Source organism: Jejuia pallidilutea, from assembly GCF_002973595.1.
In the GTDB taxonomy this organism is placed as follows: Bacteria; Bacteroidota; Bacteroidia; order Flavobacteriales; family Flavobacteriaceae; genus Jejuia; species Jejuia pallidilutea.
Map to the genome: position 1 here is coordinate 106,199 of NZ_PVEO01000001.1, position 22,556 is coordinate 128,754.

The 22,556-nt window shown below is 34.5% G+C and carries 20 protein-coding genes; 8 read left to right on the forward strand and 12 right to left on the reverse strand.

The genetic code is table 11. The annotated features are described in order from the left end of the window. Positions 1 to 3: 3 nt before the first annotated feature. The 7 genes from murD to mraZ form a co-directional block, all read right to left on the reverse strand. On the reverse strand, positions 4 to 1,392 hold the full coding sequence (gene murD / locus CLV33_RS00510; protein WP_105472258.1) for a UDP-N-acetylmuramoyl-L-alanine--D-glutamate ligase: 1,389 nt from the start codon (positions 1,390 to 1,392) through the stop codon (positions 4 to 6). Positions 1,393 to 1,443: 51 nt separating this feature from the next. Further along, entirely contained in the window at positions 1,444 to 2,685 is a 1,242-nt protein-coding gene (mraY, locus tag CLV33_RS00515) for a phospho-N-acetylmuramoyl-pentapeptide-transferase (protein ID WP_105472259.1), read from the reverse strand. Positions 2,686 to 2,726: 41 nt separating this feature from the next. Further along, entirely contained in the window at positions 2,727 to 4,190 is a 1,464-nt protein-coding gene (locus CLV33_RS00520) for a UDP-N-acetylmuramoyl-L-alanyl-D-glutamate--2,6-diaminopimelate ligase (protein ID WP_105472260.1), read from the reverse strand. Next, the gene (locus CLV33_RS00525; RefSeq protein ID WP_105472261.1) at positions 4,187 to 6,142 is read right to left on the reverse strand and encodes a penicillin-binding protein; all 1,956 of its coding nucleotides are present in this window, start codon (positions 6,140 to 6,142) and stop codon (positions 4,187 to 4,189) included. The genes CLV33_RS00520 and CLV33_RS00525 overlap by 4 nt, the downstream gene beginning before the upstream one ends. A gap of 62 nt (positions 6,143 to 6,204) precedes the next feature. Next, entirely contained in the window at positions 6,205 to 6,522 is a 318-nt protein-coding gene (locus tag CLV33_RS00530; protein ID WP_042245021.1) for an FtsL-like putative cell division protein, read from the reverse strand. Between the two features lie 68 nt (positions 6,523 to 6,590). Then, complete coding sequence (rsmH, locus tag CLV33_RS00535; RefSeq protein WP_105472262.1) at positions 6,591 to 7,493, reverse strand: 16S rRNA (cytosine(1402)-N(4))-methyltransferase RsmH; 903 nt, start codon at positions 7,491 to 7,493, stop codon at positions 6,591 to 6,593. Then, positions 7,474 to 7,941, reverse strand: a complete 468-nt coding sequence (gene mraZ, locus CLV33_RS00540; RefSeq protein WP_105472263.1) for a division/cell wall cluster transcriptional repressor MraZ — start codon at positions 7,939 to 7,941, stop codon at positions 7,474 to 7,476. Before mraZ ends, rsmH begins: the two co-directional genes overlap by 20 nt. A 302-nt stretch (positions 7,942 to 8,243) precedes the next feature. Here mraZ and CLV33_RS00545 point away from each other — a divergent pair, with 302 nt between their 5' ends. The 3 genes from CLV33_RS00545 to CLV33_RS00560 all read left to right on the forward strand — a co-directional run bounded on the left by CLV33_RS00545 (position 8,244) and on the right by CLV33_RS00560 (position 10,365). Beyond that, on the forward strand, positions 8,244 to 9,008 hold the full coding sequence (locus CLV33_RS00545) for an alpha/beta fold hydrolase (RefSeq protein WP_042245027.1): 765 nt from the start codon (positions 8,244 to 8,246) through the stop codon (positions 9,006 to 9,008). A 67-nt stretch (positions 9,009 to 9,075) separates the two neighbouring features. After that, positions 9,076 to 9,663 (forward strand): ribosome biogenesis GTP-binding protein YihA/YsxC, encoded by a 588-nt coding sequence (gene yihA, locus CLV33_RS00550; RefSeq protein ID WP_042245030.1) that lies wholly within the window; start codon positions 9,076 to 9,078, stop codon positions 9,661 to 9,663. Positions 9,664 to 9,825: 162 nt separating this feature from the next. After that, a complete protein-coding gene (locus CLV33_RS00560; RefSeq protein WP_170063951.1) occupies positions 9,826 to 10,365 on the forward strand; it encodes a hypothetical protein in 540 nt (179 codons plus the stop codon). Here CLV33_RS00560 and CLV33_RS00565 read toward each other — a convergent pair. Then, positions 10,355 to 11,449: an ABC transporter permease gene (locus CLV33_RS00565; protein WP_105472266.1), complete on the reverse strand. Its 1,095-nt coding sequence runs from the start codon at positions 11,447 to 11,449 to the stop codon at positions 10,355 to 10,357. The genes CLV33_RS00560 and CLV33_RS00565 overlap by 11 nt on opposite strands. A 6-nt stretch (positions 11,450 to 11,455) precedes the next feature. Continuing rightward, entirely contained in the window at positions 11,456 to 13,591 is a 2,136-nt protein-coding gene (locus tag CLV33_RS00570; RefSeq protein ID WP_105472723.1) for a carboxy terminal-processing peptidase, read from the reverse strand. Positions 13,592 to 13,799: 208 nt separating this feature from the next. Between CLV33_RS00570 and surE the strand changes: the two genes are divergently transcribed. The 5 genes from surE (at position 13,800) to CLV33_RS00595 (ending at position 18,696) form a co-directional block, all read left to right on the forward strand. Beyond that, positions 13,800 to 14,588, forward strand: a complete 789-nt coding sequence (gene surE, locus CLV33_RS00575) for a 5'/3'-nucleotidase SurE (protein ID WP_042246827.1) — start codon at positions 13,800 to 13,802, stop codon at positions 14,586 to 14,588. Between the two features lie 80 nt (positions 14,589 to 14,668). Continuing rightward, entirely contained in the window at positions 14,669 to 14,950 is a 282-nt protein-coding gene (locus CLV33_RS00580) for a hypothetical protein (protein ID WP_081956314.1), read from the forward strand. 7 nt (positions 14,951 to 14,957) lie between these two features. Then, positions 14,958 to 16,070, forward strand: coding sequence for a lipid-A-disaccharide synthase (lpxB, locus tag CLV33_RS00585; RefSeq protein WP_105472267.1), 1,113 nt, complete (start codon positions 14,958 to 14,960; stop codon positions 16,068 to 16,070). Between the two features lie 6 nt (positions 16,071 to 16,076). Then, positions 16,077 to 16,604: a C40 family peptidase gene (locus CLV33_RS00590; RefSeq protein ID WP_105472268.1), complete on the forward strand. Its 528-nt coding sequence runs from the start codon at positions 16,077 to 16,079 to the stop codon at positions 16,602 to 16,604. Between the two features lie 52 nt (positions 16,605 to 16,656). After that, positions 16,657 to 18,696 carry a ComEC/Rec2 family competence protein gene (locus tag CLV33_RS00595; protein WP_105472269.1) on the forward strand — a complete coding sequence of 680 codons (2,040 nt, stop codon included), beginning with the start codon at positions 16,657 to 16,659 and terminating at the stop codon, positions 18,694 to 18,696. Between the two features lie 3 nt (positions 18,697 to 18,699). Here CLV33_RS00595 and CLV33_RS00600 read toward each other — a convergent pair whose 3' ends face one another. The 3 genes from CLV33_RS00600 to CLV33_RS00610 form a co-directional block, all read right to left on the reverse strand. Next, positions 18,700 to 19,248: a thioredoxin family protein gene (locus CLV33_RS00600; protein WP_105472270.1), complete on the reverse strand. Its 549-nt coding sequence runs from the start codon at positions 19,246 to 19,248 to the stop codon at positions 18,700 to 18,702. An 87-nt stretch (positions 19,249 to 19,335) separates the two neighbouring features. Continuing rightward, the gene (locus tag CLV33_RS00605; protein WP_105472271.1) at positions 19,336 to 21,111 is read right to left on the reverse strand and encodes a peptide MFS transporter; all 1,776 of its coding nucleotides are present in this window, start codon (positions 21,109 to 21,111) and stop codon (positions 19,336 to 19,338) included. 34 nt (positions 21,112 to 21,145) lie between these two features. Continuing rightward, complete coding sequence (locus CLV33_RS00610; protein WP_105472272.1) at positions 21,146 to 22,540, reverse strand: peptide MFS transporter; 1,395 nt, start codon at positions 22,538 to 22,540, stop codon at positions 21,146 to 21,148. Positions 22,541 to 22,556: the final 16 nt, after the last annotated feature.

Sequence of the window (22,556 nt, forward strand, 5' to 3'; positions counted from 1 at the left end):
ACATTATAAATTTCTTACTGCATCTTTAAATTGGCGCCCTCTATCTTCATAATTTTCAAACAAATCGAAACTAGCGCATGCTGGCGACAATAGCACATTATCTCCTGCTTCGGCCACCTTATAAGCTATTTTTACTGCTTCGCTCATATATTGGGTTTCAACAATAACATCAACCATATTACCAAACGTATCCATAAGTTTTTGGTTATCTACCCCTAAACAAATTATGGCCTTTACTTTTTCGTTTACAAACGGAAATAGTTCGCGGTAATCGTTGCCTTTATCCACTCCACCAACAATCCAAACTGTAGGCGCATCCATACTCTCTAAAGCATAATAGGTTGCGTTTACATTGGTAGCTTTAGAGTCGTTAATATATTGTACTTTATTAATCTTAAGTACCTGCTCCAGTCTATGCTCTACGCCTTGAAAATTCTCTAGACTTTCGCGTATGGTTTGTTTTCTAATTTTTAACAAATGTGCCACTGTGGTTGCAGCCATTGCATTTTTAATGTTGTGTTTCCCTTCTAAGGCTAAGTTTTTTGTTGGCATAATTATTTTATTGTTATCTATCGTTATTATGAGTTCGTTATTTTTAAAATATGCACCGTTTTCAATTGTTTTTTTTAATGAAAACGGTAGTAATGTAGATTGAACTGGATTGGTTTTTAAATGGTTGACTATTACTTCATCATCCGCATCATAAATCAAATAATCATCCGCTGTTTGATTCTTTGCTATTTTGAATTTAGCCCTAATATAATTTTCAAATTGATAATTATATCTGTCTAAATGGTCTGGAGTAATATTGGTTATTACCGCTATTCTTGGTTTAAAACCAACAATATCATCCAATTGAAAACTGCTAATTTCTAAAACATAGTTTTCAAAATTCTTCTCAAGAACCTGGTTTGCAAAACTTTCTCCTATATTTCCAGCTAGCCCAACATTAAGTTCGTCTTTTAACAAATGATGCGTTAGTGTAGCTGTAGTAGTTTTACCATTGCTTCCAGTAATTCCAACTATAGTTGCAGCTGTAAATTTTGATGCAAACTCAATTTCTGAAACTATTGGAATGTTGTGTTTTCTAATTGTATCAATTAAGGAAACCGTTCCTGGAATACCTGGGCTTTTCATTACTACATCAGCATTCAAAATTTTAGATTCGGTATGCTGCCCTTCCTCCCATTCAATCTCATTATGTATAAGAACGTTTTTGTATGATTCTTTTATTTTTCCTTTATCGGAAACAAACACCTCATACCCCCTAGCTTTTCCTAAAAGCGCAGTACCTACGCCACTTTCTCCTCCGCCTAATACAACTAAGGAACCTCCCACAACTCCTTCAAAGGAGGAGAGCTGATTACTCTTATGTGATAGTTCTTCTCTCATTGCTTTACTACACCTCTAAGATTTTAACACCCCTGCAGGGCAAAACCATATTTACCTTATCTTCAACGTTACTATTGAAATGATAGCTAATAGAATACCCACAATCCAAAATCGAGTTACAATTTTACTTTCATGGTAACCTAATTTTTGATAATGGTGATGTAATGGCGACATTTTAAAAATGCGACGTCCCTCACCATATTTCTTTTTGGTGTATTTAAACCAACTTACCTGCATTACTACCGACAAGTTTTCTACAAGAAAAATTCCGCACAACACAGGTATTAACCATTCCTTTCTAACGGCAATAGCTATTACCGCTATAATTCCGCCAATAGTTAAGCTGCCTGTATCACCCATAAACACTTGTGCTGGATAGGTGTTATACCATAAAAACCCAATTAAAGCACCTACAAAAGCAGCTATATAAATGGTAATTTCCTCTACTCGTGGGATATACATGATATTTAGGTATTCTGAGAAAATAATATTACCAGATACCCAAGCAAAAATGCCCAGTGTTAACACTATTATGGCAGAAGTACCTGCGGCTAAACCATCTATACCATCAGTAAGGTTTGCGCCATTTGACACCGCAGTTATTATAAAAATTGCTACTAGCACAAAAATTACCCATGCATACTTTTCAAGCTCTGGACTAATCCAAGTGATTAAATTGGCATAATCAAACTCATTATTTTTTACAAAAGGAATTGTGGTTTTAGTAGATTTTTCTTCACTACTAAACAGTTTTGTAATTGGCAAATCAGGGTCTGCAGCCAATAATTCTTGTTGCTGGCTTACAGGAAGTTTTTCTTTAATAGTAACGTTATCATTAAAATAAAGCGCTAACCCAACAATGAGCCCCAAACCAATTTGCCCCATTACTTTAAATCGTCCTTTTAAACCTTCTTTATCGTTTTTAAATTTTTTGATGTAATCATCTAAAAACCCAATAATACCCATCCAAACCGTAGTGATGATGAGCAAAATAATGTATACATTTTCTAGTTTAGCCAATAGAAACACTGGAATTAATGTTGCTAAAATTATAATAATACCACCCATTGTTGGTGTTCCCGCTTTTTCTGCCTGACCTTCAAGACCTAAATCCCGTATGGTTTCGCCCATTTGTTTATTTTGTAAAAACCGAATGATACGCTTTCCATAAATGGTAGAAATTAGCAAAGACAAAATCATAGCTAGAGCACCTCTAAAGGTTAAAAAACCAAAAAGAGTAGCTCCAGGAAACTGGAATTGCTTTTCTAAATAATCAAATAGGTAGTATAACATCTGTTATATTTTGAGATTCTTCGCTTACGCTCTGAATGACATTATTTTTGTAACTGTTTTAAAAATTCTTGTACTATTTTATAATCATCAAAATCGAAACGCTCTCCCTTTATTTCTTGATAGGTTTCGTGTCCTTTTCCTGCTATTAAAATAATATCGTTTGCTTCTGCTAATTGACATGCCGTTTTAATGGCCTGTTTTCTATCTACAATAGACAGTGTTTTTTTAAAGTTTTGAGGCTCAACACCTTTCTCCATATCCTCAATAATTGCTACAGGCGATTCGCTTCTTGGATTATCACTTGTAAAAATGACTTTTGTACTTAATTCTGAAGCAATATGCGCCATTTTAGGACGTTTGGTTTTATCTCTATCGCCACCGCACCCCACAACAGTTATTAAAGATTCGTTTTTGGTGCGAATACTATTTATGGTTTCTAATACATTTTTTAAAGCATCAGGAGTATGGGCATAATCTACAATTGCTGTAATTTTTTCATCAGACACTAGATATTGAAAACGTCCACTTACACTTTTCAATTCACTTATTAAACGTAAAATTTCTACCTTTTCTAAACCAAGCAATTCTGCGGTTGCGTAAATTGCAAGTACGTTGTAGGCATTAAAATTTCCTATTAAGCGTGTCCATACTTCACTTCCTTCTATAGTAAGCAACAAACCACTAAATTCATTTTCTAGAATTTGCGCTTTATAGTCTGCATAACCTTTTAGCGCATAAGTGTATTTTTTTGCATTAGTATTTTGCAGCATTATTAGTCCGTTTTTATCGTCGGTGTTAGACAATGCAAATGCATGTTTACCTAAACCGTCAAAAAAGGATTTCTTCACATCTCTGTATTCTGCAAACGTTTTATGATAATCTAGATGGTCATGAGACAAATTGGTAAACACACCCCCTTCAAACCTTAAACCTTCTGTTCTACTTTGATGAATTCCATGAGAACTCACCTCCATAAAGCAGAATTCTACACCCGCCTCATTCATTAGCTTTAAATACTTATTAATGGTAAGGGAGTCTGGTGTGGTATGTGTAGCTTTATACTCTACATCATCAACCAAAACTTTTACCGTAGACAACAACCCAACCTTGTATCCCGCATTTTTAAACAATTGATACAACAGGGTGGTAACCGTAGTTTTTCCATTTGTACCTGTTACACCAACAAGCTTCAAATTATCCGAAGGGGCATCGAAATAATTTGAAGACATAATTGCCAGTGCTTTGTTTGAGTTGTCAACCTCTACGTAAGTAATCCCATCAACTAATTTTGCAGGTAAAGTTTCGCATATAATTGCCAATGCACCTTTATCTATAGCCACATTTATATAATTATGCCCGTCTACCACGGTGCCTCGAATAGCCACAAACACATCGTTATTGGCTATATTTCTAGAATCGAAATCGATACTATTTATAGCAATGTTTGTGCTACCAACAACAGCATTCAGGTTTACCTTATATAATATGTCCTTTAGTACATTCACGATATTTCTAAAACAACATTTTGATTCTTTTTTACTTTTTGCCCTTTAGCAACCGATTGTTTTTTTACCACTCCAGACCCTTTAAAACTTACCTTAAGCCCCATATTTTCTAATAAAGCTATGGCATCCATAGCGGGTAAACCTACAACATTTGGCATAATGGTTCTATAAGTTTGTGCGGTATTATAATAACTTTCAAATTGTTTTTTTACAGAAGCATGCTGCACCTCTAAAGATTCTATTTCGTCTATTAACGGTGTATCTGTAAATATTTTTTGAGCTATACTTTTGAAGACCGGACCCGACACATCGGCGCCATAATATCCTTTTTGTGTACTTGGTTTATGAATAACCACGATACAGGAATATTTTGGATTTTCTACTGGAAAATATCCAGCAAACGAAGACACATAACGTTTGTTCTCTTTCCAATCTTCCATCCAGTACTCTGTTTGTGCGGTTCCTGTTTTTCCTGCCATAGAAAAATGTGGCGAGTACAAACGTTTTCCTGTACCACGTTCTACAACATTCTTTAAAATTTCTTGAATTTCCCCAAGTGTTTTATCAGAGCATATTTTAGACTTAATTACCTCTTTATCAAAAGCTTCAACTACATCTTCAAATTCCCTAACCGATTTTAAAAAGCGAGGTTTTACCATAACACCATTATTGGCAATGGCATTATAAAACGTTAATGTTTGTAGAGGGGTTAATCTTAAGTTGTAACCATAAGCCATGGAAGGTAATGCGTTTTTGCTCCACAGTTTATCCCCCGGTTTTGGTATAACAGGCTTACCCTCACCAATTATTGGTAAGTTTAAAGTTTTGTTTAAGGACCATTTATCTATGTACTTTAAAAACCTTTCAGGATTATCGGCATAATTTTCATCAATAATGGTAGCTAAACCAATATTTGAAGACACTTCTAAGGCTTTAGCTACAGAAATTTCACCATAACCCCCATGATGCGAATCGTAAATTTTTCTTCTGTAAAACGTCTTCACCCCTTTTTTTGTATCAACTATAGTAGCCGTATCCACAACTTTATCTTCTAAAGCCGCCATAAGTGCCATAACTTTAAATGTTGAACCAGGTTCATGCGATTCTCCTACAGCATAATTTAACCGCTCATAATACGTACCTTTTTCAGTTCTTCCCAAATTAGATATTGCCCTAATTTCACCAGTCTCCACTTCCATTACAACTACACAACCATGCTCAGCTTCATAATACTCCAGCTGTTTTAAAAGTGCATGGTGTGCAATGTCTTGAATATTAACATCTATTGTTGTGTACACATCCAACCCGTCCTTTGGCTCAATTTTGTTATAATCTACAATGGGCTTCCATTGGTTTTTACCAATTTGCTGTTTGGCATGCTTACCATCTGTCCCTCTTAAATATTTTACACCAAAAGCCCCATCTAGACCTGGGCGTGTTACGTTTCCTTCCTCGTCTATACGCTCGTAACCAATAGTACGTTGTGCAATACCTCCCATAGGATGCTCGCGCTTTGTTTTTTGCTCCACAATTAATCCTCCTTTAAACGGACTAAGCTTTAACATTGGGAAAGTGCGCATTCGCATATACTCTAAATACCCTAAATTTTTAGCCAGAAGGAGATACCTGTTTTTGTTAGCTCTTGCCTTACGTATCAAACGCTGGTATTGAGATGACGTTTTTCTACCAGGAAATTTCGCCAAAGAGTCGCAAAGCGTTTTTAAATTTTCCTCAAAAATTGAAGATGTTGGCGTTAGGGCATCAAACCTAATATCGTACTTAGGTATAGAAGTTGCCAATAAATTACCATTAACAGAATACACATTACCACGGTTTGCTGGAATAACAAAATCTTTAACAATACGCTCACTAGCCTTAGCTCGATATTCATCGCCTTGCACAAATTGGATATTAGCCAACTTTACCATAACAGCAATACCGAAGATGAACATACATCCTGCTATGAAATACAATCGGTTTAATATGTTTTTCTCGCTTACTGCCAAGGTTTATTTTAATCTTTAGATTTTACTTTTATTTTTTGCGGCGGTATCACCGAAGGCGCCAAACCTTTTTCTTTCATTTTTGCTACTACTGCCGATTCCATTTTTAATCGCATCAACCTAGAGCGCCCATCTACAAATGCAGATCGCATTTCCTTAACCTCATTTGTTAATCGGGCAATTTCATGCACTTTCTCATCTGCACTATGCGAACTTGCAATCATAATTATTGCTAAAACAGATATAAAAATGATGATACGCCAGTTTTTAAACGAATCGTCACTTACTAGAAATGTACCCTTTAATATGTTATAGATATTCTTCTTCACTCTGCTTACCGTATAACTTTTATAGCCATCTTCCCTTTTGGGAAAGAATTTAGACTTGCTTAATTAAATTATAGCTTTTCAGCTATTCTAAGTTTTGCACTTCTTGCTCTGTTATTTTTTTTGATTTCCTCTTTTGTTGGCACTATTAAACCATTTATTTTTTTTAGAGGCACCTCAAAATTTCCAAACATATCACGCTCTGGCTCTCCTTCAAACAAACCGTTTCTAATAAAGCGCTTTACCAATCTATCCTCTAAAGAGTGGTACGAAATAAAACTTAGCCTCCCACCTTGTTTTAAAATCTCTGGCGTTTGCAACAAGAACTCTTTTAAAGCTTCAATCTCTTGATTTACCTCAATACGAATAGCCTGATAGATTTGAGCCAAAATTTTATTCTCATGCCTAGGCGGTAAAAATTTCTTCAGCACCGTCTTTAATTCCTCACTAGTTACAATAGGTTTATCTTGCCTACGCTCTACAATTAATCTTGCCATGGCAGCAGCTGGTCTTAACTCACCATATTGCGAAAACACCAACCTTAACCGCTCCTCATCATATTCATTTACCACGTGGTATGCAGACAATTCGTTTTGTTGGTTCATTCGCATGTCTAATTTTGCTTCAAATCGTGTTGAAAACCCTCGTTCTGCAACATCAAACTGATGGGACGATACGCCAAAATCGGCCAATACACCATCAACCTCTTTAACACCGTGAAATCTTAAAAAACGCTTTACATACCTGAAGTTTTCATTTATCAGTACGAAACGATCATCATCAATTGCATTGGCCAACGCATCTAAGTCCTGATCGAAAGCGTACAACCTTCCGTTTACTCCCAATCGATCTAGAATCCCCCTACTGTGGCCACCACCACCAAACGTAACATCTACATAAACTCCATCTGGCTTTATGTTTAAACCATCAACGGTTTCCTTTAATAATACTGGATTATGATACATCGCCGTCATCGTCTTGCCCCATTACTTCTTCAGCTAAATCAGCAAAATCCAGAGCCGCGTCATCAATAGACTGCTCATATAATGCCTTATCCCATATCTCGATAATATTTATCGATGGTGAAAGCACAATGTCTTTTGAAATGTTCGCAAAAACCGTTAAATCCTTTGGAATTAACAATCTTCCATTTCCATCAACTTCAACAATTCTAGCGCCAGCACTAAAGCGCCTGATAAAATCGTTATTCTTTTTTTTAAACCTATTTAACCTGTTCATTTTCTGCATTAACAGCTGCCATTCCGCCATTGGATACAATTCTAAACAGGTTTGAAACACAGAACGCCGTAATACAAAACCATCGTCAAGAATTGGCATTAACTGTTTTTTCATGCCAGCAGGAATCATCATTCGACCTTTTACATCGACTTTACAATTGTATGTTCCTATTAATGAATGCACTATAACAGTTTCAGGTTTTGGTGTTTAAGATTCAAATATATTTAAAATTTACCACGTTTTACCACTCTTTACCACTTTTGTTGATAAATTTTCGATTAAGAGCGTTTATTTATGGCTTTTCAAACCATTTTAATAAATCTAAAACCTCATTATCAAGCAATTAAAAAGTGGGACAATTTGTTATTAACCGATGTTGACAACACACTAAACGCACACCCTTTACCACTAAAAAATTAAACCCTTTAAAATATGAATGATTTAACTATATTTGTTTTGAAAGTAAAAGGATGAACATAAGATTAATGGGGGATAGCTTAAGAAAAGAGAAAGACTATAGTTACATAGAGGTTGGCGAAGGCACGCCTATTATCGTGCTACACGGTTTAATGGGAGGATTGAGTAATTTTGATGCTGTAAAGCACTATTTTAGCAATAAAGGCTACAAGGTTGTAATTCCAGAATTACCCATATATAGCATGTCGCTACTAAAAACCAACGTAAAAAGTTTTGCTAAATATTTACACGATTTTATAGAATTTAAAGGGTTTGAAGAAGTGATTTTGTTAGGAAATTCCTTAGGCGGACATATTGGCTTGTACCACACCAAACTATATCCAGAAAAAATTAAAGGACTTGTAATTACTGGAAGTTCTGGACTTTACGAAAGCGCCATGGGCAGTGGCTATACAAAACGTAGTGATTACGAGGTTATTAAAAAGAAAGCCCAGGACGTGTTTTACGACCCCGATGTTGCCACTAAAGATATTGTAGACGAGGTTTATGCCACAGTAAACGACCGTAACAAATTAATTAAAACTTTAGCGATTGCTAAAAGCGCCATTAGACATAACATGGCGAAAGATTTACCCAAAATGAATACACCTACCTGTATTATTTGGGGCAAAAACGACAACGTTACACCACCTGAAGTTGCCGAAGAATTTCAAAACCTGTTACCTGATGCCGATTTATATTGGATTGACAAATGTGGGCACGCAGCTATGATGGAGCATCCTGAAGAATTTAACAAAATACTTGATGGGTGGTTAACCAAACGCAATCTCTAAACTACAAAACAAAAACCAATAGTTCTAAAATAAGAGATTTTCGCCTTGTGGCGGAAGTAATAAAATAATGAAAATTAAATCTGCCGAATTTGTTGTAAGTAATTCTGATGTTGCAAAATGCCCCAAAAGCAGCCTACCAGAATATGCATTTATTGGCAGAAGTAATGTTGGAAAATCCTCGTTAATTAACATGTTAACAGGACGTAAGAGTTTAGCAAAAACTTCTGGAAAACCAGGAAAAACGCAACTTATTAATCACTTTTTAATTAATAAAAATTGGCATTTGGTAGATTTACCTGGCTATGGTTATGCACGGGTTTCTAAAAGCACGAAAAAGGTATTTCAAAAATTTATTACCGAATATTTTGCACAAAGAGAACAGTTAGTAACCGCCTTTGTATTGGTAGATATTCGCCACAAACCACAACCTATAGATTTAGAATTTATGCAATGGATGGGAGAGCACGGTATACCCTTCTCTATTATATTTACAAAAGCAGATAAATTAAAACCCAAAGCCATTGAAAACCACATTGCAGAGTACAAAACCGTTATGCTAGAATTTTGGGAAGATATGCCCAATTACTTTGTAACCTCTGCCTCTAAAAGCATAGGAAAAGATGATGTTCTGGATTATATTGAGGGATTGAACTAAAGCATTTTAGATGAAGCTTTTTTTTATTATATCACTAGTCGTTTTAATACCATTAGGCAATCTTTTTTGTCAAGACAAAGTTTACCTAGATACAACTGGAAAAGAAATCTCATTTACAGAATTTCAAGTAAAATGGAGAGATAGAGATACACTGCGAACACGATGGGATTATATTGGAAAAGACGGAAAACGTTATTGCCAATTAAAAAAAACGTTTATGTTGCTGGAAAAATTCAAATTAATGAAATAAAAAAGCAAATAGAAAACCTTACTAGTAGAGTTATTGATAGCTCAAAAAATATTTTTATTTCTTACTATTACAAAGACGACTTGTGTTCTACATCTATAGACAATAAATGGGCAAGAACCGAAATAAAAGAAATGAAAAGGTATTACAAACCCCAAATTAAAAAAATAAAGCATACGGGAACCATATTTATATGTTTATTTGAACAAGGTATTTTTTTAAAAAATAAGCCAAAGAGCAAATACGAATACTTTTATACGGACACAAACAACTTCTTCAGAAATAACATATTTAAAAGTCCAACTTTATGCGGATCTTATGCCTTATTTAAACCTAACGGAGAGGTTTTAATATTTAATGGGGAATCGAGACCAGATTTTATGATAAAAAATCTTAAATCAAAAAAATGGAATACTTTTTTTAAATATTACTACAAACAAAACCCTACCCCTTAACATCCATAGCATCCCTAAGGGCATTACCAATTAACATGAACGCCATTACCAAACTCATGATACAAAGCCCTGGTATCATTGCCAAATAAGGTTTACCTAAAATAATATAATTGTAGTGGTCTTTTATCATAGCCCCCCAACTTGCCATGGGCGGTTGTGCACCAATACCCAAAAAACTAAGTCCGCTTTCTATTAAGATGGCAGCAGCAAAATTTGCTGCGGAAATTACAATAACAGGCGCCATTATATTTGGCAAAATGTGTTTGGTAATAATTCTAAAATCGTTGTAACCTAGTGCCCGGGCAGCGGTAACGTATTGCATTTCTTTAGTGCTAATAATTTGTCCGCGTACTACACGAGCCACCTCAACCCACATAGTTAAACCCACCGCAATAAATACCTGCCAAAACCCTTTACCTAGTGCCAGTGTTATTGCTATTACTAAGAGTAATGTTGGAATAGACCACGTAACATTAATTATCCACATAATTACAGCATCTACTTTACCTCCAAAATAACCTGCCATACTTCCCATTAGCACCCCTATAAGTAAGGAAATAAATACCGCTACAAAACCAATAAAAAAGGAAATTCTAGCACCAACTAAAACCCTACTTAGTAAATCACGGCCATACTTATCGGTACCAAAAACAAAACGCTTTTCCTTTATAAAATCTTTAATTTCAGTACTAGGAAAATTAGCCAACGCCACGGATTTCTCAACACCTTTTAATCCATCTGTTGCATATTCGGTATAATTTAGCAAACTATCTTTAATAACATATTCAGAAATAGGCACTTCGGTATCTGTGTTTTCTATTCCAAAAAAGATTTTATCGAAAAAACTTTGTTTATTTTTAACTTGAGAGGGTATAGTTAGCATTGTTACCTTAAACCCAGGAGGTTTAGAATGAATAGATAGATGCATTTGGTTGGCATACTGTGAATTATCGGGCGCTAATACGTAAGCGAAAATAGAAACAAACCCTACAAGTACAATAAACCAAAAACTGAAAACGCCCCAAAAATTCTTTTTAAACTTTTGGAGCGCTAGTTGTTTTAGTGAGTTTGATGTGTTACCCATTAAGCCTTAGTCTTTTACCTTAGCTACTTTTTTTATGCTATATGCCATTTTTAAATCCTCAAGCACATTTACAGCTTCTTCAACATATACATCTTTACTTAAATTTTGATACCACCGCTCTCGCTTTTCTTGCAAGTTGGTTGTATCGCTTTCAAATAACTGTTTTTCGAAACCAGTAGGCAAAAAGGTTAAATTGGTTTTGTAATCTGAAATAGCATCAAAACGTTTAGCTTCCTCCTCGTTTGCTTCTAATTGCTTTTTGTAGGTTTCGTAGTTTAATGAAAACTCGGTTTCATCAATTTGACTTTTTACCCATTTGGCATTTTCTTCAATTAGTTTTAACTGGCTATTATTACTCAATCGCTCTTTGCTTTTGTTTATAGCGGTATCGTAATCAAAATAACTATCCCAGGTTTTATAATCTGCAGGGTCTATTTCATCATAAGGCAACGGATTTTCCTTTTCCTTCTCTCCTACTTCAATAAAACTAAAACGCCCTGGCACTTGCACATCACTTTTTACACCTTCTAGTTGTACCGAACCACCGTTAATTCTGTAATATTTTTGTGTTGTAAATGCTAAAGCACCTAAATCGCCGCTAGTATTGTTTCTTACCAAGTTGTTAAGATTATATACATTCTGCACAGTGCCTTTTCCATAAGTTTGTTTGCTACCAATAACAATAGCGCGCTTATAATCTTGCATTGCTGCTGCCATAATTTCGGAAGCAGATGCCGACAATTCGTTTACCAAAATTACCAATGGACCATCCCATGAGATAGATTCGTCCCTATCGCGAAGCACTTCTTTTGGTGCTCCCGTAGACCGTACTTGTACTACTGGACCCTCCTTAATAAATAAACCAGCCATATCTACCACTGCGGGCAATGAACCTCCACCGTTATTTCGTAAATCTAAAATAAGACCTTCCATTCCGTCTGCCTTTAAACGCTCAATTTCCTTACGAACATCATTAGCAGCATTAAGGTTTTTATAATCTTCAAAATCTACATAAAAACGTGGTAGATTAATAATACCAAATTTTCTATCATCTTTTTCAACTATAGAAGCCTTTGCATAAGTTTCCCCTAATTCTACTACATCGCGCACAATGGTTACATCTTTTATAGTACCATCAACCTTCTTAATGGTTAATGTTACTTTTGTACCTTTTGGCCCTTTAATATATTTTACGGCATCACTAATTCGCATACCTACAATATCAATACCTACTTCTTCATCTTCTTGCTTAACTTTTAAAATAACATCTTCAACTTCAAGCAATTGACTCCTCCATGCAGGTCCACCAGAAATTAACTCTACAATTTTTATGTAATCCATACGCTTGGTTAATCTAGCTCCTATACCTTCTAATTTGCCAGACATTTGGGTATCAAAATCCTCTTTTCCTTTTGGCGCTAGATAATACGTATGCGGATCGAATTCCTCTACAATAGCATTAACGTAGGTTGAAAACCAGTCTTCACGAGTTAAATCGTCTATATTGTCATTAAAATAAACATTGATAGATTTTAAGGTTGCTTCACGAGCTTCTTTTTCTATTTCAACAGCTGTTTTCATGGTGTACGATGGATCTTTTTTCTTAGCCTGTTGTTCTTGCTGATAAATATCATCGTAATTGGAAAGCGTAGAAAATTTTAATTGCTTCCTCCAACGCTCTTTCATTTCTGCCTTATTGCTTACAAAATCAATCTTATCATAATCCGTATCAAAAGTTTCATCTATAGAATAATCGAAAGGGGTAGACAGTACTTCTTTATAAATTGCTTTAGACTCTTCTATACGTTGCATCATACGACTGTGAACCACGTTAAAAAACGTAATATCGAACGCTTTTAACTGGTCGTCTATCTCTGTCTTATATTTTTCAAATTCCTTAAAGTCTGATTTATAGAAATAGCGTTTCACAGGATCTATTTGTTCTATGTAATCGCTAAATAATTCTTCAGAAAAACTATCGTTTAGTTTAATAGGATCGAAGTGTCCAGACTGTAATACATAGGTAACTACCTGTATTAATAGTTTATCCTTATCGGTGTCATCAAATGTTTTTGAAGTAAAACTGCAAGAGGCAAAAGCCAATAACAGTACTAATAATAGCACCTTATAATTCTTTTTCATCATATCTTTCATATCTTGAATAAAAGCCTTTAAATTCATTTATCAATTCACTAAATTACTGAAAAAACCGTGCCATTGAACAGATGAGTCGCTAATTTTTTGTTAATACCTTTTTGTAAATTTAATATGCCAGTGGTATAAACCTAACAAAATAAGGCTTTACATTAGAAATTATGTATTTTAGCAATACTTAAAATAAAATTAATTTATGCCGAAAAAACCTTTGATTTTAGTAACGAATGACGACGGTATAACGGCCCCGGGCATACGAACTTTAGTTGAAGTGATGCTTACCATTGGCGATGTAGTTGTAGTTGCTCCTGATAGTCCACAAAGTGCCAAAGGACATGCCATAACGGTAGATTCAACACTGTACGTAGAACAAATAGAAGTCCCCTCTGGAACACATTTAGAATACACTTGCTCTGGCACACCAGCCGATTGTGTAAAATTGGCAGTTCGTGAAATACTAGACAGACACCCCGATATTTGTGTCTCTGGAATTAACCATGGCTCTAATTCATCAATAAATGTAATTTACTCTGGCACCATGAGTGCCGCCATTGAAGCTGGTATTGAGGGCATTCCCGCCGTTGGATTTTCACTTCTAAACTATAAATGGAGTGCTAAATTTAATGCCTGCAAAACCGTAGTAAAAACCATTACAAAAAATGTGATACAACATGGTTTACAACCAGGAGTTGTATTAAACGTAAATATTCCTGACATTCCTGAAGCTGAATTTAAAGGTATTAAAGTATGCAGGCAAGCACGTGCCAATTGGGTTGAAAAGTTTGATAAACGTAAAAACCCACAAGGTAGAGATTACTACTGGTTAACAGGTAAATTTGTAAACTTAGATGGGGGTGAAGATACCGATGAGTGGGCTCTTGAAAACAATTATGTTTCTGTAGTTCCAGTTCAGTTTGATCTCACTGCACATCATTTTATACAAGACTTGAATGGTTGGAATTTTAATGATGCCGAAGACAACTAAACGCTATAAAGCAATACGCATCACTTGTATAGTTCATAATAAAAACATTAAAATAATTAATAACATTTAGATTTAGACTTTTGAAAAAAGAACTTGGAATAGGAATTTTAGTTGGGCTTATTGCCAACGCTATTGGATTGTTTATAACTGCACAAATTTTAGGCAGAGGCGACGATTTTACATCTGTTGTTAGAGCTGCTTACCACGAAGGTTTTTTAGGAAAACTTATTAGTTTAGGCGCAATTTTAAACCTTATTGCCTTCTTTATTTTTATAAAGAAAAAACAAGATTATCGTGCTAGGGGCGTTTTATTAATTACTGTATTTATCGCTGTATTTACCTTTGTAATTAAATTATTTTAGCTAGTAAATGAGGTATTATATTCTTGCTGGGGAAGCATCGGGAGACTTACATGGCGCAAACTTAATTAAGGCGCTACAAAAAGTTGATACCAATGCAAACATTAAATGTTGGGGTGGCGATTTAATGCAAGATGCTGGCGCACACTTGGTAAAACACTATAAAGAACGTGCTTTTATGGGGTTTACCGAAGTTTTAATGAATATTAGAAAAATTTTTAAACTCATTTCGTTTTGCAAAAAAGATATTGCTGATTTTAAACCCGACGTTATTGTTTTTATCGACAATTCTGGATTTAATTTGCGTATTGCAAAATGGGCAAAAGCGCAAGGTTACAGAACCAATTACTATATTTCGCCACAAGTTTGGGCATCTAGAGCCAGTAGAGTAAAAGCTATAAAGCGCGATATAGACAATATGTTTGTTATTCTACCTTTTGTAAAAGCCTTTTATAAAAAATATGATTATGATGTTACCTTTGTTGGGCATCCATTAATAGACGCTATAGCCAATAGAACTCAAGTAAACCCTAAAAAATTTAGGGAAGCAAACCATTTAAGCCAAAAGCCCATAATTGCATTGCTCCCAGGTAGCAGGAAACAGGAAATAACCAAAATGCTTTCGGTAATGCTAAGTGTAATCAACGATTTTTCAGAATATCAATTTGTAATTGCCGGTGCCCCAAGTCAGGATTTTCAATTTTATCAATCCTTTATAAAAGGTAGCGACGTTAAATTTATTTCAAATAAAACCTACGATTTACTAAGTGTGTCTTATGCCGCTTTAGTTACTTCTGGAACCGCAACCCTAGAAACCGCTTTATTTAAAGTACCCCAAGTAGTTTGTTACAAAGGAAGCGCCATTTCTTACCACATTGCTAAACGCATTATTACCTTAAAATTTATTTCTCTTGTAAATTTAGTTATGGATAAAGAAGTAGTGACCGAATTGATACAGAACGATTTTAACAAAAAACGACTAAAGACTGAATTACAACGCATTCTTGACAAACATGAACGTGAAACGATGTTTAGCAACTATTACGAACTTGAGAAAAAACTTGGTGGCAAAGGTGCCAGCGAGAAAACTGCACAACTTATCTACAAAGCTCTAAAATCGTAATACGTTATGAAAAGATACCTTTTGCTAGTTTTTTTAGCTATAGCTTTAAGCAATTGTAAATCTTCTAAACGCGCTAAAGTTGTTACAAAAAAAACAAAGGTTGAGCAGCGAGAAATAACAAAACCTAAAGTTGCAAATATTCCAATTACTAAATCCGCACAAATTATAGATTATTCTAAACAGTTTTTAGGTGTACGCTACAAATGGGGCGGCACTACTAAAAAAGGTATGGATTGCTCTGGCTTAATTCATCAATCTTTTAGTGCACACCAAATTTATTTACCTAGAATTTCTAGAGATATTGCTAAAAAAGGGAAAAAAATTAAGCTTAAAGAAACTTTAAAAGGCGATTTGCTTTTTTTTAAAACAGGAAAAAATAGAAGAAATGCCATAAACCACGTAGGGCTGGTAGTTGAAATAAAAAATAATGCCATTTATTTTATTCATGCCACTACATCAAAAGGTGTTATAATTTCATCTTTAAATGAAGACTATTGGAAATCTGCTTTCGCTGAAGTGCGCAGAGTATTGTAGCCCATTATATTCTGTGACATAAAATGGGATTATTTTACTAAATTGGGCAGGAATGAAACTGCTTAATTTCACTATAATTAAACTTACGTTTTGTCTTATTTTAGGCATAGTTTTAGGGTATTTCCTAAATATCCCTGTACATATTTCTGCAATAGGCACTTTAACAATCTTGGTATTACTTTTTATCTTACTAACAAGAAGCAAAAAGCGCTTTTCTCAGAATATTTGGTTTGGTTGTGTAGCATTTTTAGCAATGGTGCTGGTTGGCATTCTTACTGTAAATCTTCATAACCAAAAAAACTTTACGAATCACTATTCAAATTCTATCTCTAAAAGTTTAGATGAGTTACATACGGTAACTTTTAGAATTCGGGAGGTTTTAAAACCTGGAAATTATTACGATAAATATGTAATAGATATATTGGAAATAAATGGCAACAAAGCTATTGGTAAATCGCTCTTAAATATTAAAAAGGATAGCATTTCAAACAATTTAAAGGTTGATAATATTTTCGTTGCACGAACCAATTTTAAAAACTTAATAGACCCTTTAAACCCCGGACAATTTAATTATAAGAATTACTTAAAAAAGAAGTACATCTACCACCAATTATTTGTAGAAAACACCGCTCTATTGCAGCTAAGCACAAAACATACAACCATTTTTGGACTAGCAAATAATATTAGGGCGCACGTTAACGCAAAACTTAAACCCTATAATTTTAAACCTGACGAATTAGCTATTATCAATGCGCTTCTGTTAGGACAACGACAAGACATTAGCGAAGAAGTTTACACCTCTTACACAAACGCTGGTGCTATACATATATTGGCGGTTTCTGGATTACACGTTGGTATTATTCTACTTATTTTAAGTATAGCTTTAAAAGCTTTAGAGCGTTTAAAACATGGTAAACTTATTAAAACCATACTATTAGTTTTAATGCTTTGGAGTTTTGCTATTATTGCAGGCTTATCGGCTTCGGTTACAAGAGCCGTAACCATGTTTAGTATTGTAGCTATTGGCATGAACTTAAACCGGCCAACTAATATTTACAACACGTTGGCCATTTCTATATTAGTTATTCTTTTAATTAAACCGCTTTTTTTGTTTGATGTGGGTTTTCAGCTAAGTTATCTGGCGGTTTTAGCTATTGTAACTATAGACCCTGTTTTGTACAAGCTTTGGCAACCCAAAAACTGGTTACTAGATAAATATTGGCATACCTTTACCATAACTATTGCGGCTCAGTTTGGAATTATTCCTATTAGCCTTTATTATTTCCATCAGTTTCCAGGGCTTTTCTTTATTTCAAATTTAGTAATTATTCCATTTTTAGGAGTTGTTCTTGCTTTTGGTGTTCTAATAATGCTGTTAGCGGTACTTAATGTACTGCCAAAAATAATAGCGTCTCTGTTTGGTTCGGTAATAAGTTGGATGAATAATTTTATAGGTTGGGTTGCCCACCAAGAGGGATTTTTGTTTCAAGATATTCCTTTCAATATTTTATATGTATTAGGTTTCTATGGGCTTACCATTGCTTTTTTTAAATGGTTCTTCAAAAAGAATTATACCAACTTAAAATTATTGTTAATTGCAATTATTCTATTACAGTGTATTTTTATTTATACTGAATATTCTAAACCCGAAAAACAATTTATAGTGTTTCATAAAAGTAGATATTCATTAATTGGAGACACACATAACAACAAAATTACTTTTGCACATGATTTTGACAGTATTATTACATTAAATACTAATGTAATTAGAGATTACGCCGTTAAACATCATTTAAAAACTGAAGAACAACAAAACATAGCTCCTATTTATAATTTGAATAACAAAATACTTTTAGTTGTTGATAGTTTGGGCGTATACAATGTTACCCGTTTTAAACCCGATTATGTGCTATTAAGACAGTCGCCAAAAATAAACCTAAACCGACTTATAGATTCCCTAAAACCTAAACAGATAATTGCAGATGGTAGCAATTATAAATCTTACATAGAGCATTGGGAGGTAATTTGTAAAAAAAGAAAACTCCCTTTTCACCAAACCAGCAAAAAAGGAGCTTTTGTTTTAAATTATTAAATCTTACTCTTTAAATTCAGATTTGAATGTTTTATAATATTCATTAAAATCCTCTTGGGTTTTAATGTCCTTATGATCATCGTTTTTAAACAACTTTAAGTACAGTTCTAACTGAGTTGGTTTTTGATAACCCCTTATAGGCGCAATAACATCAGCATTTTCATCAAAAAACACAATTGTTGGGTATGCGCTTATTTGTAAATACCTTGCGAGTTCGTGCGCACTATTTCGGGTTTTGGCTCTTGCTTCATTGTAACCAGGATTAGCATACGAATTGTCCTTATACGAAACCACATCGTTACCTTCACCATTAAACTTAACGGCATAATAATTTTTGTTCACATAGTCTATAACATCTGGGTTGCTAAATGTATTTTTATCTAACATTTTACAAGGGCCACACCACACGGTATAAACATCCATCATAATTTTTTTTGGTGTTTGTTTTTGAAGGGCAATAGCCTCTTCTAAAGACACCCAATTTATCTCCTGAGCTATCCCAGAAACCGAGGTTACCAAGGCTAGCATTACTATAATTACTGTTTTTTTCATGTTTAGTTTGTTGCAAATGATATGCCGAACTTACAAAAAAAGGGCATAAAGAGGTGCTTTTTGAATAATTTTTAACGCTTTTTTCGATTAACGCACCCCGTGCATTAGTTTTTTTAATAAAGGATGAAGCAATAAAGAAACAAGCCCTAACCCTATTGGTATAAATGTGAATATTAAAAAGAAAAACGAAAGACCATGCTCGCTGGTAATTTTTTCAATATCGCCTCCTACATAATGTGCTAACTTGTTACCAATTGCAATTGCCAAATAATAAACACCAAACATAAAAGCTACCATACGCCCAGGAACTAGTTTGCTTAAATAAGATAATCCCATTGGGCTTAAACACATTTCGCCTAAAGTGTGAAACAAATAAGCAAACACTAACCAAGCCATACTTAAGCTAGCAGTTTTAGCCCCTAGAGGTACGTCTTTGGCACCAAATGCTAAAAAACCAAAACCCACACCTAAAAGAGCTAGTCCTAAAAAATACTTTACTGATGCAGGTGGATTATATTTACTATCCCACCACTTAGTGAACAAGGGAGCAAATATTATGATAAAAAGTGAATTTAATATTGCAAACCAAGTAATTGGAACTTCAGTCTCAGTAGATTGAAATTCTATAAATAATTTATATAATACTATTGCCCAAACGATAACAAAACTAATACCAAGTATAACATTAGATAATCCTATTCTTTTAAAAGTTTTTCTAAATAAGCTTATAAGCACATAAGTAATAACGCAGAGAGGTACTACTGTTACAATTAAATCGATAATTTTAAACGTTGTTGCAGCTCCACCTTCTAAAATTCTATTAGTATAATCTCTTGTGTAAATTGGCAAAGAACCAGCCGCCTGCTCGAAAGCTGCCCAGAAAAAGATGGTAAACAAACAAAAAATAGAAAAAGCTATCATTCTATCCCTTTCAATTTTAACATATCTAGGTATTCTAACTATTAAAAGTACAATAAATGTTATTGCAGCTAGCAAAGCAAAAAATAAAGAATTTGGCATTCCAGCAACAGTAAAACTAAAGGTATATATGTTGCCTATTTTACTTAATGGATCATTGATAATAAATATGAGTGCTGATACAACAAAAACCAGTATAAGAATATAATCAACTACTAAAAATTTATTAAGCTTAACACCTTTACTTGAAACCACATCGGAATCGTTTACTAAACCATCTATTAAATCAACTTTTTCATTTTTTGGTTTGGCTCCAATATCTCCAAAAAGTGATTGAGCATATTGAAATTGTAACATTCCCAATAACATAAAAATTCCAGCAAGCCCAAAACCATAACTCCAACCAATTTTTTCACCTACCCATCCACAAAGCATAATACCAATAAATGCTCCGGCATTAACACCCATGTAAAAAATATTGTAAGCTCCATCTTTTTTTTCATCATGCCCTTCGTACATTTTAGAGATTATAGAGGTCATGTTAGGTTTAAAAAAGCCATTACCTACAATTAAGAATGCAATCCCTATGTATAAAAATGTAGGTGTTTCTATAGCCATGGAGGCGTGCCCTAAGGTCATTAACAAAGCCCCAATTACCACAGCCATTCTGTATCCTATTTTATTATCGGCTAACCAACCTCCAACTAGAGGTGTTAAGTACACCAACATTGCGTAAGTACCTAAAAGTGATAATGCCGCTTCAGATGTCCAAGCCCAACCAGGATTATCACCAATAAGTGCCCCGGTTAAAAATATTACTAAAATAGCGCGCATTCCATAATAGGAAAAGCGCTCCCACATCTCGGTAAAAAACAGAACAAACAATCCTGACGGATGCCCTAATACTTTATCTTCAAAAAAATGATCGGTTGAGTTTTGTGCCATAGCTATATTAATTAAAAAACTTTAAATTTAAAGGCTAGTTGTTTATTGCTGGATCAGCAAGTTCATATGCTTCCTGTTCCAACATTTCCCTTTCGTTATCTTCTGCACCGTGAGTTAAACTTTCTAGTTTTTTTCTAAAGAGCAGAACTAGAATTCCAAAAATCACACAAAAAACGGCGATACCAGTAAAGACAGTAAATTCACCTAAGCCTTCAGCAGATTCTCCTAATAATCCTGCAAGTTTATTGCCAAATCCTGTCATTGCAAAATATACACCCATCATAATTGACGCATACTTCACAGGCGCCAATTTAGTTATGTATGACAATGCCACGGGTGAAATGCATAATTCCCCAACCGTATGAAATAAGTACGCCAAAACCAACCAATACATAGCTGACGCTCCTGTGCTCTCAAATTGAGCTGATGCAGCAGACATAAAAAAGAATCCAGTGCCCATTATTATCAATCCAATTATCATTTTAAAGAGTGACGTTGCTACCTTACCTTTTAGTTTTCTTTTAGCCCAATATAATGCAACTGAAGTTCCCAGAAATATTATGAACATAGCATTAAGCGATTGAAACCAAGACGCAGGAACTTCCCAACCAAACAACATTCTATTGGTATTTTCCATTGCATAAATATTCATGAGCCCACCTGCTTGCTCAAAAGCTCCCCAAAACACTATTACTAGTAAGAACGAAATAAACAATACAATTACCCTGTCCTTTTCAACTTTAGTTAAAGGCCTATTCATGGCTTCTTTCTCTTCTTTATTCTCAGATTTACCTAAAAAATTCCCAACATGTTTTAAATATTTTTGACCAAGAACATATTGAATTAAACCTAAAGTCATACCAATTCCTGCAAGCCCAAATCCGTAATGCCAACCATGTACCTCTCCAACATAACCAACTATTAAACTTGACAAAAAAGCACCTATGTTTATTCCTATATAAAATATAGTGAAACCCTTATCCCTTCTAATGTCACCTTGCTTGTACAACCCACCAACCATAGTAGATATATTCGGCTTCAACATTCCAACTCCAGCAATTATTAAGCCCAAACCTGTGTAAAATGCCCACATTTGCTCCACGGCTAATATACTATGTCCTGCAACTAAAATTATACCTCCGTATAGCACAGACTTTTTTTGGCCTAATAATTTATCTGCAATCCAACCACCAGGAATAGAAGCTACGTAAACCAACATTGTATACCACCCATAAAGAGCTAAAGCATCACCATTAGACCAACCTAAACCTGGATTATCACCAGTAGTAACATGAACAAGATATAATACCAAAATTGCCCTCATACCGTAATATGAAAAGCGTTCCCACATCTCGGTAAAAAACAGAACGTACAAGCCTAGTGGATGTCCAAATAATTCTTTTTGTTTTATTGTATTAGAATTTGCCATAAATATGTTTGATTAG